16 protein-coding genes are annotated in these 12,570 nt (G+C 53.4%); 5 read left to right on the plus strand and 11 right to left on the minus strand.

The annotated features are described in order from the left end of the window. The 6 genes from ACT3R7_RS03375 to ACT3R7_RS03400 all read right to left on the minus strand — a co-directional run. A partial coding sequence (locus tag ACT3R7_RS03375) for a hypothetical protein (RefSeq protein WP_496198830.1) occupies window positions 1-214 on the minus strand: 214 nt, incomplete at its 3' end. After that, complete coding sequence (locus ACT3R7_RS03380) at window positions 211-444, minus strand: hypothetical protein (protein ID WP_496198831.1); 234 nt, start codon at window positions 442-444, stop codon at window positions 211-213. The genes ACT3R7_RS03375 and ACT3R7_RS03380, both read right to left, overlap by 4 nt. Continuing rightward, the gene (locus ACT3R7_RS03385; protein WP_496198832.1) at window positions 441-563 is read right to left on the minus strand and encodes a hypothetical protein; all 123 of its coding nucleotides are present in this window, start codon (window positions 561-563) and stop codon (window positions 441-443) included. The genes ACT3R7_RS03380 and ACT3R7_RS03385 overlap by 4 nt, the downstream gene beginning before the upstream one ends. Further along, window positions 560-772 (minus strand): helix-turn-helix transcriptional regulator, encoded by a 213-nt coding sequence (locus ACT3R7_RS03390; RefSeq protein WP_496198833.1) that lies wholly within the window; start codon window positions 770-772, stop codon window positions 560-562. The genes ACT3R7_RS03385 and ACT3R7_RS03390 overlap by 4 nt, the downstream gene beginning before the upstream one ends. Before the next feature lie 532 nt (window positions 773-1,304). Beyond that, window positions 1,305-2,603: a tyrosine-type recombinase/integrase gene (locus ACT3R7_RS03395; RefSeq protein WP_496198834.1), complete on the minus strand. Its 1,299-nt coding sequence runs from the start codon at window positions 2,601-2,603 to the stop codon at window positions 1,305-1,307. Between the two features lie 258 nt (window positions 2,604-2,861). After that, the gene (locus ACT3R7_RS03400) at window positions 2,862-3,011 is read right to left on the minus strand and encodes a hypothetical protein (protein WP_193053397.1); all 150 of its coding nucleotides are present in this window, start codon (window positions 3,009-3,011) and stop codon (window positions 2,862-2,864) included. Between the two features lie 276 nt (window positions 3,012-3,287). Between ACT3R7_RS03400 and ACT3R7_RS03405 the strand changes: the two genes are divergently transcribed. The 3 genes from ACT3R7_RS03405 (at window position 3,288) to ACT3R7_RS03415 (ending at window position 5,744) form a co-directional block, all read left to right on the plus strand. Next, complete coding sequence (locus ACT3R7_RS03405) at window positions 3,288-3,425, plus strand: hypothetical protein (RefSeq protein ID WP_193091157.1); 138 nt, start codon at window positions 3,288-3,290, stop codon at window positions 3,423-3,425. A 91-nt stretch (window positions 3,426-3,516) separates the two neighbouring features. Continuing rightward, on the plus strand, window positions 3,517-4,497 hold the full coding sequence (locus ACT3R7_RS03410; protein WP_226940061.1) for an Abi family protein: 981 nt from the start codon (window positions 3,517-3,519) through the stop codon (window positions 4,495-4,497). 125 nt (window positions 4,498-4,622) lie between these two features. Then, the gene (locus ACT3R7_RS03415) at window positions 4,623-5,744 is read left to right on the plus strand and encodes a DUF8606 domain-containing protein (RefSeq protein ID WP_193091156.1); all 1,122 of its coding nucleotides are present in this window, start codon (window positions 4,623-4,625) and stop codon (window positions 5,742-5,744) included. Window positions 5,745-5,871: 127 nt separating this feature from the next. Here the strand turns inward: ACT3R7_RS03415 and ACT3R7_RS03420 are convergent, their stop codons facing one another. Beyond that, window positions 5,872-6,612 (minus strand): SDR family oxidoreductase, encoded by a 741-nt coding sequence (locus tag ACT3R7_RS03420; protein WP_193091155.1) that lies wholly within the window; start codon window positions 6,610-6,612, stop codon window positions 5,872-5,874. Window positions 6,613-6,836: 224 nt separating this feature from the next. Here ACT3R7_RS03420 and ACT3R7_RS03425 point away from each other — a divergent pair, with 224 nt between their 5' ends. After that, window positions 6,837-7,781 (plus strand): AraC family transcriptional regulator, encoded by a 945-nt coding sequence (locus ACT3R7_RS03425; RefSeq protein ID WP_193091154.1) that lies wholly within the window; start codon window positions 6,837-6,839, stop codon window positions 7,779-7,781. Between the two features lie 44 nt (window positions 7,782-7,825). Here ACT3R7_RS03425 and ACT3R7_RS03430 read toward each other — a convergent pair whose 3' ends face one another. Next, window positions 7,826-8,746 carry a YihY/virulence factor BrkB family protein gene (locus tag ACT3R7_RS03430; RefSeq protein WP_193091153.1) on the minus strand — a complete coding sequence of 307 codons (921 nt, stop codon included), beginning with the start codon at window positions 8,744-8,746 and terminating at the stop codon, window positions 7,826-7,828. 178 nt (window positions 8,747-8,924) lie between these two features. Between ACT3R7_RS03430 and ACT3R7_RS03435 the strand changes: the two genes are divergently transcribed. After that, window positions 8,925-9,410 carry a PepSY domain-containing protein gene (locus tag ACT3R7_RS03435; protein WP_193091152.1) on the plus strand — a complete coding sequence of 162 codons (486 nt, stop codon included), beginning with the start codon at window positions 8,925-8,927 and terminating at the stop codon, window positions 9,408-9,410. A gap of 147 nt (window positions 9,411-9,557) precedes the next feature. Here the strand turns inward: ACT3R7_RS03435 and ACT3R7_RS03440 are convergent, their stop codons facing one another. The 3 genes from ACT3R7_RS03440 to ACT3R7_RS03450 form a co-directional block, all read right to left on the minus strand. Beyond that, window positions 9,558-9,686: a putative transporter small subunit gene (locus ACT3R7_RS03440; RefSeq protein ID WP_225736001.1), complete on the minus strand. Its 129-nt coding sequence runs from the start codon at window positions 9,684-9,686 to the stop codon at window positions 9,558-9,560. Between the two features lie 26 nt (window positions 9,687-9,712). Beyond that, window positions 9,713-11,413, minus strand: a complete 1,701-nt coding sequence (locus ACT3R7_RS03445; RefSeq protein WP_193091151.1) for a sodium:solute symporter family protein — start codon at window positions 11,411-11,413, stop codon at window positions 9,713-9,715. A 667-nt stretch (window positions 11,414-12,080) separates the two neighbouring features. Continuing rightward, the gene (locus ACT3R7_RS03450; RefSeq protein WP_193091150.1) at window positions 12,081-12,464 is read right to left on the minus strand and encodes a winged helix-turn-helix transcriptional regulator; all 384 of its coding nucleotides are present in this window, start codon (window positions 12,462-12,464) and stop codon (window positions 12,081-12,083) included. Between the last annotated feature and the right edge of the window lie 106 nt (window positions 12,465-12,570).

Genomic DNA, 12,570 nt, shown 5'->3' on the forward strand with positions numbered 1-12,570 from the left:
CATAGCCCTCCTCTTGCAGCCAGTCGCAGCGATCATCAAAACTGCTAGACAATAACCACAGCGTTTCAATAAGGGCTTCACGCTTCAAACCATCAAGATCATGGTCGTTAAGCAGCATCGCCACGCCTGCAAGGATTTTGGACGCCTGTTGCATTTGGCGAATGTCGCCAGTAAGGGCGGCTTTCAGTAGATAGGCTTGATTTTGAGGTGTCATGACTGCTCACCCCCGTTAACCTTCTCATCAAGCTGCCCAAGCTCTCCATAGCAGCTCTGTGCCACTATCTCGATGGCCTCTACTAGCGAGCCGTAGTAGTAGTCGTTAAGGATGGGGGCTTCGCCTTCGTTTCCTTTCCGCGTCCTGTCTATCTCAATAATTTTGGCGAGGGTGGCCATTAGGCCAATACGGCTTTCAAGGGTGTCGATGTGGTGCTTTGCGTTGCTCATGAGCGCGCCTCCTTAGCAAGTGCCAGGGCAAGCTCAACAATCGGACGTGTCAGCTTTTCCCCACGGTAAGGGGCAAGAATGGCCGTAAGGCGGGCGAGTTGGTCGCGGGTAACTATCATGCCGTTGCCCCCTTGGTCACTTGCTCGATCCAGGCGTCTAGGTCGGCAATGTCGTAACGAACGGCACGGCCTAATTTAGTCGATTTGGGTGGTTTTGCTCCTGCCAATATCCCCATACAGCGGGATTGGCGAAGCGAGGCGGGGCGATAGCCAAGATATTCGGCGGCTTCGCGTTCGGTGAGTAGCTTTCTCGGAAGTGCAGTAGTCATGCGGACTTACCTTTAGTAAGGCCAGTTGACTAACAGGAATAGGCGGGGAGTGATAACCACAGATACAAGCAATACTTGCACCGTGTGGATAAGTTGTCCTAATATGAGGGCACTCATTTAGCTCCACGCTAAACGGGTTCGCTCTTTAACACGGTCACGCACCACTCCGCATGACGTTAGCGCGTCAAGCATTAAGGAGTGGTGCGTTTTCGTGTTGCTGAGCATCCGCTTTTCCCTTGTCAGTCTTACTGGCTTGGGGCTGTAGGCCAGGGTTCGGTTTCGGTCGCCAAACTTCTACCGGGTTCTGGCCTTCTCTTTAATCGCTGCATGTCTGTATAGACAAACAGTGATCATCTAATGCTATAACTTATCTTAAAAAAAATTCAATTCAAGCATATATGGTATTTTTTCATCCACTATATATAGACAGCCAATACCCCTGTCTTTACCAGCATTGCGCATCCCTCGCCTACCCGGCTCGCCTTTAGGGGGTTTAGGGGGGGGGTGGTAGATGGGCCTTTTCTGAAATTTTTCATCGTTTGGCCTTCCGCATTGGTACCACGTTTGTTTGCTTGCCTGCCGCTGTGTTGACGACCAACTGCCCCCACGATTGCCAAGCTAGGCGTTGCTCTCTGGCGTAGTCGTGGCGCTGATAGGTTTCAATCAGTCGATCCGTAGGCGCGTGGTTCAGCATTTGCTCGACAACGTGCGGTGCGGTGCCAAAGTGTTTTAGCAGGCCCGTAGCGAATGAGCGGCGCAAGTCGTGAACGCTGAAGCGTGGCATATCGGCAAGTGGCGCTTTCATGTCCTGTTTTGCCAGCTTGCGCCCCTGTAAGCGCGCAATGGCAGTGGTTAGGCTGGCGTCTCCAATCGGCTGGCCATAGGCCCGCTGGCTTTCAAATACATACTCACTATTACCCGTTACGGCTTGCTGTTCCCTTAGCAGGTCAACGGCTGCGCTTGAAAGGTAAACGGTATGCTCCCGGCGTGACTTGGTGGTTATGGCTGGTAGTGTCCAGCGGCGCTCCTCAAGGTCGATATGCTGCCACTTGGCTTGTAGTAATTCCCCCCGGCGTTGCCCGGTCAGTATTAGCAGTTTAAGCGCAGCCGATGCGCTGGCATCCAGGCGGGCGCTGTCTATCGCATCCCATAGGCGCTTAATCTCTGCAAGGCTCAATACACGGTCACGCGGTGCTGACTTGGTAGCGCCTAGCTGGCTTGGCTGGATGCCTTGAGCGGGGTTGGTGTCGATCTGGCCATGCCCTTCCGCATAAGTCAGCATTGCCCGCAGCATGGTTAAGCACTTGCTTGCTTGGTTGCGGCTCTGGTTTTCGGCTATTTCTTTAACCGTACTTTTTACCGTGCGGGCATCAATTCGCTTGACCAGCAATGAGCCTACACGTCCTTTTAGATAGTGGCCCCAACGCCAGCACGCTTGCTCTACAACAAGCGGTGAAGGTGTACGTCTAGTACGCACCGTTGGCGTCTTTGCGTAGCTCTGAAGCCAACGCTCGAACAGCTCGGCCATTGTCCAGGCTGACTCATTGCGTGCCTTTTCATCGCGCTGTGCGTGCTTTGGGTTAATGCCTTGAGCATGAAGCGCTTTTGCAGCGCCATGAAGTTCTGTTGCTTCTTTTAGTGTCACTTCCGGGTAGCGGCCAAGGCTGTAGGTGTCCTGCTTACCATTGAACCGATAGCGGTAGTACCAAGCCTTCGCGCCAGTGGGTTGCACACGGATAGCTAAGCCACCGCGATGCGGTGATTGCACGCTTTCCCAAAAAACAGTGCCTTTGGGCTTTAGCGCTTTTATCTGGCGGTCAGTGGTTATCACGGCAGACTCCTATTCAGTACCACTCTGGTAACTGCATATTGAGTCTATAACCACAGACGTAAATAGACAAGCGCTAACAATAAAAAATGATAGATGCCTTGTTTTGATAGGTTTTTATTGTCTATTGGGATATGTGAAAGTTAAAGAGTTTAGTCCTCCGAAGCCGAGGGTCGCAGGTTCAAATCCTGCCGGGCGCGCCAGAATTGCACGAAAAAAGCCCACGACTTAGTCGTGGGCTTTTTTGTTGGCTAGCGTTTATTAATTCTTACAGCCATTTTTGGCGCAGGTAATACGCTCTGACGTAGCTACCCAATGAGAAGCGTGTTCGCGGGTATCGAATCCGCATCCCGTTTTACCGCCCTTGGTGCCTTTGTGTACTTCGTTTGTCGGAGTATGTTTGACTGCCATTTGACCTCCTTCTCGCCACTATTAATTATTATGTTCTTTGCGTAGAAGCTATTGCTGTTATGCAATCGGCCTCTAAAAATAAAGCTTAGTTGCAATTAAGGTTAGTGCCGAAGATTTCTTCGCTTTTGATGCTTCCATGAAAACGATGTCGTAAGCTTGGGACCATCAATATCCACCCCGTCAGATAAGCAGGACCTGCAATGAATAAGAAAGGCCTCAGCGAACGCGATATTTTTACTCGCTATGAAGGTCCTGCGCGAAGCACTTGAATCGCTTGTGAAAAAAACATACACCGGTGCTGGTATTGCACTTAACGAAGATCTCAAAGTGCTGACGCTGGTACCCTTTAGCCGTATCGGCGCATCAATGAAGCTGTTACAAGCCTTGGGCGATAAACAGGGTACGACCAGGTAGGGTTTGAATTAGAAAATGTTCTTTATCGGCCAATTGCCTAGCCTGGCACTCTGCTCTGATAACAAGTCGTCGTGAAAGGAGCCCTGAACTAATGGTTTATAGCAGGCCATGGAAGTCTTTTTCCGAGCAACTGGAGCTACTCAAATCCCGGGACATGGTGATCACTGACGAAGCTGCGGCTTTGGATTACTTGGCGCGAGTAGGTTACTACCGGCTGAGCGCTTACTGGTACCCCTTCCGTCAATTTGAGCTGGTACAGAATAGTGAAACCGGCAAGATCTCCACGAAGGCGATGGATGCATTCCACCCAGACACACATTTCGTGGACGCGGTGCGCCTTTATCTTTTCGACAAGAAATTACGCTTGTACCTGGCCGATGCTTTGGAGCGAATAGAAATCTCTCTGCGGGTAGACTTATCCTACTTGCTGGGCAAGCACAGTTCCTTCGCTCATGTTGAGAATATCAAAGCTCATTTCCACCCTGGCTTTGCCAATCGCCCCTTTCGTAAGGGCAGCCAGAAATCCTGCTTTGATGCTTGGCTGAGCAAGTACAGAGGGTTGGTGGCCCGTTCAAAAGAGGATTTTGTTCGGCACTATCATGACAATCACGGTGACGAGTTGCCAATATGGGTCGCGGTAGAGGTACTGGATTTTGGTGCGATCTCCCAGCTTTTCAGCATGCTGAATGTGAAAGACCAAAGGGTGATTGCCAACCGCTATGGCGTTAATGACTGGCAGGTGTTTGCAAGTTGGCTCTTTAGCTTAAGCTATCTACGAAATCTAGTCGCTCATCATAGTCGGTTGTGGAACCGTAATATCACGTCTAAGCCAAAGTTGCCGAAGCGAGGCGAGATCTCGTGGTGTGACTCGTTCATTGAAAACGAGGACACCCGGTTCAAACCTTTTCTGCTTATGACCATTACACGGACGCTAGTGAAGTCTATTTGCCCCAATACCCAATGGCATAACCGACTTGCTGCACATCTAGATCAATTCCCAGAGCAGAATTCATCAAAGAAGTTGGGTCTGAGCGGGATGGGGATAACGCAGGACTGGAAAGATTGGTGGTAAGCAAAAAATAAAAACCCCAGCGTAAGTTGCAAGCAACCAAGAGGCCGGGGTCGTGTTGAGGTAAATACTAGGCGCCCACGTTTCGAAATACAACATTTTTTACACCTGTAGGGTGGCAAATTACTATGGCCATTGAGCAAGGAATTTGGAAGCTCGCGAGCACTCCTGGTGCGCTACCGCAAAAACTGCGTCCGGCGGGGCTAGCGGATGAAAGCCTGCTGGAAGAGCAAGTCATGCAGGATGTCTCGATTCTGAATCGAGACTGGTTGTTGATTGGCCGTCAGGTGCGTACCGGCTTCGATAAGCTGATCGACCTTCTTGCCGTGGATGCTAACGGTACGGTGATTGTGATCGAGCTAAAACGCGATAAAACTCCGCGTGATGTTGTTGCTCAAGCTATCGACTACGCCTCTTGGGTGGTGACGCTCGCCGATTACCAGTTGATTGATATTTACCAGCAGTTTGCCGAGCGCTACGCACGTCCGCATGTCACTTTAGGCGAAGCCTTTGAGGCCAAGTTTGGTATTGCGCTGGATAGCGTGACGCTCAACGAGAGCCATCAACTGGTCGTGGTCGCCACACAGTTGGATGCCAGCAGCGAGCGCATTATCAACTACTTGAACGAACATGCGCAGCTATCCATCAATGCCATGTTCTTCTCCGCGTTTGAAGATAACGGCAATCGCTATCTCAGCCGCGCCTGGATGATTGATCCTGACGAGCCGCCCAAGCCAGTAGCACGTAAAGTCAATAAAGAACCTTGGAATGGCGAGTTCTACGCCTCGTTTGGCGATGACCGGCCCTGGGAGCTTGCTCGGCGCTTGGGTTTTATCGCCGGAGGCGGTGCTACGTGGTATTCCAAAACGCTGGCGATGCTTTCAGAAGGCGACCGTGTTTGGGTCAATATTCCTAAAACAGGCTACGTGGGCGTTGGAGAAGTTATCGGCGAGCGCAGCCGGGCCACGGAATACCAGTTTGAAACGGAAAACGGCCCCAAAACGTTACTCGATATCGCGCTTCCAGATGATTACCCACACCTGTATCAAGCGCTTAATGACGAGGAAGACAACGCAGAATATCTAGTGCCGGTGCGCTGGCTCTATACCGTCGAGCGTGCGCAGGCGTTCAGCGAAGTGGGGCTGTTTGGTAATCAAAATACGGTGTGCAAGCCTACCGCGCCTAAGTGGTCGCATACGGTTAGTCGGCTTAAGCAGGTGTGGCCGTTAGATATTCGTTCTCCAACGTAATGCTAATTTTCTAGATACACCTCGTACTTCTGCGTAACTACACCCTCGGAAAGCGCCCTAACGCTCACCAAGGGCGTGCCTGGTTATCACCCCAAACAATACCCAGGCACGTTTCACCACTGAAAAACTACTGACTAGCAGTAGGCCGCACCACAATATCGCTGGTATCAACATCGCCAGGCTGGTTGATGGCGTGGGCGATGGCGGCGGCGATGGCCTCGGGTTTAAGAGCAGTCTGGCGATAAGCTTCCATGGCCTCGGCGGCTTCCTTGTCGGTGATGGTGTTGGCCAACTCCGACTCCACAACGCCTGGATAAACGCAGGTTACGCGCAGGCAGTTGGTTTCCTGACGCAGACCGTCGGAAATGGCGCGCACGGCGTATTTAGTCGCGCAGTAAACCGCAGCGGTGGGCACGACACTCAGCCCGCCGATGGAGGAGATGTTGATGACTTGCCCCGCCTGTTGCGCCTGCATGGTGGGAAGAACCGCCGCGATTCCGTTTAGTACGCCACGAATATTCACATCGATCATGCGGTTCCACTCGTCTACCTTGAGCGCTGACAGTGGGGAAAGCGGCATGATGCCCGCGTTATTGATGATGACATCGATGCGGCCATGGGTAGTGATCGCAAACTCTGTAAACGCCTGCATATCTTCAAGGCTAGTGACATCCAAGGCCTGGTAATCAACCGTGCCGCCGCTGGCACGCAGGTCGTGTGTCAGTGCTTCCAGTCGGTCGGTACGCCGCGCGCCAATAATCAGGCGATGGCCTTGCTTGGCCAGTTCGCGGGCCGTGGCTTCACCAATACCGCTGCTGGCGCCGGTCAATAAAATAACTTTAGAGGGGACGTTCGATAGGCTGGTCATACGTTTTTCCTGTTGTGGGAAAGTACAGGGAAAGCGTAGAGGGTGCCCACGAACGGCAATAGAGACGATCCTCTTGCATGCTTGCCTAAAGCTATTAATTGGCGGGCTGGAGGCAGGAAACCGACCCAACAACCTATACTATTGCTCTTATGTTGCCCAAGGTACTGGCAGTGTCAGCGGCAATAAACAATGGCGAACAGTGAGAGCATTTAGCGAGGTTGCCCATGGTAGCGAGTAGCGATGCGGTAGTGCAGCGCCGGATAATCGAACGGTTATATCAGCTCGCTCCGCAGGAGGGGTATACCCAATCGCTGGTGGGTGATGTGCGCCTGATGCGCTCAAACCGGACGCTTAAAAATACCCCGGTTCTATATGAGCCGAGCATCGTTATCATCTGCCAGGGGCGTAAGCGGGGCTATCTGGGCGGTGAAATGTATCTTTATGATGCCCATCACTATCTGGTACTGGCGGTACCTCTACCGTTTATTTCAGAAACGGAGGCGAGCCCTGAAGTGCCGATGCTGGGGATTGCGATCCGCCTTGATGCCGCGGTCATTGCAGAGCTTGTGACCCAGCTGGATGCAACGGGTGATTACCAGCCAATCCCACCCAGGGGCATGCTTTCCACGCCGCTTGATCAATCGCTTGCCGGTGCAACGCTACGTTTACTGGATGCGCTGGCAACGCCTGCGGATGCACGCATTCTGGCGCCGTCCATCGTGAGAGAAATTTGCTACCGGGTGCTGACCGGCGAACAGGGCGGAAGTGTTCGCTCGGCGTTATCCCACTATGGGCAGTTCGGGAAGATAGCCAAGGCGCTGCGCCGCATCCATGTACATTTCGCCGCTCCGCTGGAAGTAGGCACGCTCGCCAGTGAGGTGGGCATGAGCGCTCCGGCGTTTCATGTGCACTTCAAATCCGTCACTCAAACCTCGCCTATCCAGTACATCAAATCGACGCGCTTGCACCATGCGCGGCTGATGATGATTCGTGATGGGTTGACCGCCGCTGCTGCGGCGAGCCGGGTAGGCTATGAAAGCCCTTCCCAGTTCAGCAGGGAGTTCAAGCGATTGTTTGGTCAGCCACCGGCAGAAGAAGTGCGCGCCATGAAATTGAGCCTTGCGCTATCCCCGCCTGCGTCAATCACCGATATCGCTTTGCCGCATTGATATCGCCAAGTACTTTGCCCGCGAAAACAGCATCCGCCGCTCCTTTAATCAACCCGACTAATCGGCTCTCGATCAGGATCTACATACCAGACCAGCCCCATCCGCGAATTGCGCTCAAGCTCAGCGATGACCTGAGCGCCCAGCAATAAAATGATGGCGCCTATTTCCAGGCTGAGCAGCACGATCACCAAGGCTGCCAGGGAGCCGTAGATGGCGTTGACGAAAGAGAGGTGGGTAAAGTAGTAAACCAGCAGCAGCCGCACGCCTTCCCACAGTAGCGCCGCCACGAAGCCGCCGACGACTGCTCGGCGCAGGGAGATCCTGACCACCGGAAGCACCTTATAAATGGCGCTGAAGAGCAGGAATACACCGAGAAAACTAATCAGGTTGAGCACCGACCCTGAGAGCCCTGCCAGCGGTAGCTCCTGGGCGAAGAGGGCCAGCGCCAGCGCATTGAGCGAACTTGCCAGCGTGACGACCAGGGTCAGCGCCATTAGCCCGGCGCCCAGCACCAGCATGAAGGCATAGGGCAGCAGCATCGATATCCAGAGGTGGCGCTTTGGTGTCTCAGAGGTATGAAAGATCAGCGCCATGGCGTCTTCGAGCATGCGAAAGGCGAAGGAGCTCAACAGCAGCAAGATGGGCAAGCTGAGAATGCCGACCACGTCGCGGGAATCCAGCAGCCCTCGGACGGCGTCCATCACGACCTCGGCGTGAGCGGGGGCGAGATGGCGCGCCTGCACCGCCAGCACCTCTAGCAGGTGTTGCTCGTCGACCACGCGCGTCAACATCACCCCTAGCAGAGCAAAGAGCGGCACGACCGAAAGCAAAATGTTGTAGCCCACGCCGCCGGCCAGCAGAATACCGCGATTTTTCAGAAAGTGGCTCAGTACCCGCCAGGCAAAGGCGGTAAGCCTTGGCAGCAGTAACAAGACGCTGTTGAGCAGTGTGCGATTGCGAGCCATAACTTGCCACGCTCCTTGTGCATCAATGCATAGTTGAAAAAACATGAACGAAATATGAATGAACGTATCATGCTTGGGTAAGGTGGGCTTGAGTAGAGTGGGTGCCACTGGATGACATCGCCTCACCTTGAGGCGTTTCATTCATCGAAGCGTCACTTCATCGAAAAAGGATATTGCCATGAAAAAGACATCGATCGCACTCGCCTTCACCGCCGCCGCCACGCTAGGAATCAGCCAGGGCGCAATGGCCGACCGTAACGACTATCAAGAGGCGCTCGACCAGGCGGCTTTCTCCGATATGATAGGGCAAGCTGCCAGTGCTGGCGTCACGTCATTTCGCGAACTGCAGATAGACGAAGAGCGCGGCACATTGGAGTTTGAGGTTGAAGGCTGGAACGCCGAGGGTCAAGCGTATGAATTGACGCTGAACGGCGAGAGCGGAGAAGTGATCCGCGAGTCGAACAAAGATACTCAGGTTGCGCCCTGGGGGCTTGATCAGGAGCAGCTCAATAGTCTGCTCGACCGGGCCAGCGGCGACGGCTTCGACCGTTTCGAAGATATCGATCTTGATGAGGACGGTACGGTCGAAATCAGCGGCTTCGACAGCGACCAGCGTGAAATGGAGCGCAGCTACGGCATCGATGAGTTCAACGCTGGCCAATAACCATCAGGCCTCGATGCCGTCTTGCCACGCCCCGCCGTCCCACGCCGGCGGGGCGTTGTCGTTTTAGCCTTATCGATCAGTATCATCACTTAAGGTTTAGAGCCCATGCGTTAACGTTAGCGCATGGGCTCTAAACGTGGTGGCTGTTTAAACGAGTTCACGGTTTTCCTCGCGTGCGCTACGCCGGTCGCGCATGACGGCGCGGCAGATAACGACCAGTACAGCGAGTGTCAGCACAGGCCACACCAGCACATAGACAGTGAATAGTAGCGTCATGGAAGCAGTCTCCTGAAATAAGTTATTTAGGCATTGGCAGTCGTATGACGTGGCGGCGTCTGGGGCCGGTCGTCTGCACTTTTTTCGTCAAGCGTGTGGTCATAGTTGCCCACTTTCCTGCCTATCGTGGCAAAGTCGAAACGTGGCTTGCGGCTGGCAAGGCTAAGCACCACGCACACCAGTGTGCTGGTGCCGTAAGCGGTGAGGGAGGCCAACAGTACCGTGTAGTCATGCAGGAAGCCTGTGGCAAAAATCAGCATCGCTATCATCGCCAGCACACCGGCGATAAAACCAATGGTACGGCCAAGAAAGCCAAATACCATCAGGCCGATGATGACGCCTCCTCCAATGCTTGCGAGTAGCTCGAAGAACAAACCACCGAGCCCGGTGAGAGGGACTAATTCAAAGCGCGCAATGCAGAACAGCAGCATGGCGGCCAGTACGGATACCGTAAAGGCGGTATTGGTGACGCGGTCCCAGAAACAGCTGGCGATCACGGGAAAGACGATAGCCCCCCATAGCGCGCCAACGAAAACCAGCATCACCAGAATATCCAGCGAGAAACTGGCAAATACGATGCCAACGACCGTAGCAACAATCATGGTCAGGCGCCCGATAAACAGCATGCGTTTAGGGTCTGCCTTGCCGCGCGCAATGTTCTTGCCGTAGACATCGGCCATGATAATGGCGGAAAGCGCCGAAAGATCGGAGTCAGCGGTCGATGAGAGCGAGCCAATCACCAGAATAAAGAACAGGGCAATGAAGAAGGGCGACAGGTAGCTGGATACCATCTGGGGAATGAGATTGTTCATGTCGCCATTGAGCGGCTCAATCCCAAGTGTCAGTGCCATCAGGCCGATCATGCCTAAGCCGATTACAATCGCGCCGTAGCCTAGGGTGGCCGTCAAGAATGTGGGCTTGATATGGTCTTCATTCACCGCGAACAGGCGCTGGGAAATCGTCTGGTTACCAATCGCATAGGCCAATACGGCGACAAAAAACGGTGCGCCCTGATTAAGAATGGCGTCTGGCGAGAAGAAGTTGTTCTGCTCGGGCGTCAGATTTGCCAACCCTGCAACAAGCTGTGAAGGGCCACCCATGGCGAAGAAAACCGCAGGAATGATCACGATGGCAATGGCCATCAGCGCGACCAGTTGAGCAAAGTCGGTGAGTACGGAAGCGCGAAAACCGGACCACAGCGTGTAAAGCAGGACGCCGAAACCGGCAATGATGACCCCGGCCTGGAAAGAGAGTGGTGAAAGCACCGAAACCAATGCCCCAGCGGCGGTAAAATTGACCATCAAGCTAATCACGCTGCCCAGCACATTGGAAAGCGCCAGAATTAGTTGGCTAGACGCGCCATGGCGGGCATGAATAAGCTCTCCCAAAGTGTGTGCGTTGGGTGCCAGTTTGCGAAAGCGGCGCCCGAAGGGGTAGATAAATAGAATCATTAATGCGCCCCACAACCCATAGTGGATAGGGCCTGATACACCATAGGTATAGCCAGAGGTTGCGGCGGCGTAGAACGAGGCCGCCCAAATCCAGGTAGCGGTCATGCTGGCCGCCCCCATGCCAAAGCCCACTCGATGGTTAGATACCATAAAGGCATCGGCATCTTCGTTCTTTTTGCGTATGCCGAAAGTCATGAGGTAAGTGCCGCCGTAGAAGGCAAGCAGCAGTAAAATAACGGTCAGAGATGAGAATTGATACAGTGATTCGTTGTTCAAAAACAGGTCCTCGTTGGGTCAAACGGACACGATCAAGCAGTACCGCAAAGCAGTATGCTGAACGCAGCGACGAGCAAGGTGGGAGAGGTTTTAAGCCGTGGACGGAGTCCATCACCTTTTGCTAAAGCAAACGGTAATTAACGTGCGCGTAGCATCGCGTTGACGTTATTTTTATAACGGCAAGACACAGTAAACGTACTGTGGTTAGCGCTCCCCAAAAAAAGGAGTGCTGGGAGGCGGGCGTCGCGGCATGCACTTGCCCTCATCTGAGTAGTGACGTGACATGGATTCCCTCTTCTATCGAAAATGTCCGCGCAGGACAAAACGTCAAAAGTACTGGTGATCCAGCCTATCTATAGCAAAACAAGCAGCCCACAGGGGGCAAAATACAGGCTCGTTGTGTGTTGATCACGAACCCTAGGGGAGATCTACCTTAGTGTGTATGAGTTGCGATGTCTAATGAGCCGAGTGTGTAGCCGGAAACATTTCCAGCCACCGGAACAAGAAAAGCGCAATAGCGATAAGACGTTGGGCTATTAAGTGATCCGCGTATCTCGTTCCTTTTATATCGATCAAAAGCCCACCACGAGCATGCTTGATACTCGTTATTCAAACGTACCTGGCGTTTTTTTATCGCCTAATACGGTTAATTCTTGCATGCCAGGTATCAGGGCTTCGTCTGGGCGGTCTGATACCGCAGGCGAGCAGCCACAATAGTGCGGTGATGTGTATCGGCCCACGCCACCAGCTGTTGCATCGGCTCAAGAAAGGAGTGCCCCAGCGGGGTGAGGGTATATTCCACCCGTGGTGGGACTTCTGGGTAGAGCGTGCGCGTGATAAAGCCGTCCTGCTCCAGCTGTTTAAGGGTGCGGGAGAGCATTTGCTTTGAGATATCGCCAATCTCACGCATCAGGGCATTAAAGCGCAGCGTGCCGGGGGCCAAGGCTTCCAGAATCAGCAAGCTCCACTGGTCGCCGATACGATCAAGCACATCACGAATCGGGCAGGGCTGTTCAAGAACGATCTCTTCGCTAGCGGTAAGTGCAGTCATCAAAGCTCCATGGATGGGTATGCAGTGGGCATATGGGTATGACCGGGTCAGTTAAATGTGACTTCTTGCGCAGCTACAGAAACTACTTTAAGTTTATCTAAAGGTC

The sequence above is a fragment of the Halomonas sp. AOP43-A1-21 genome (assembly GCF_052376775.1).
Classification (GTDB): Bacteria; Pseudomonadota; Gammaproteobacteria; order Pseudomonadales; family Halomonadaceae; genus Vreelandella; species Vreelandella colorata.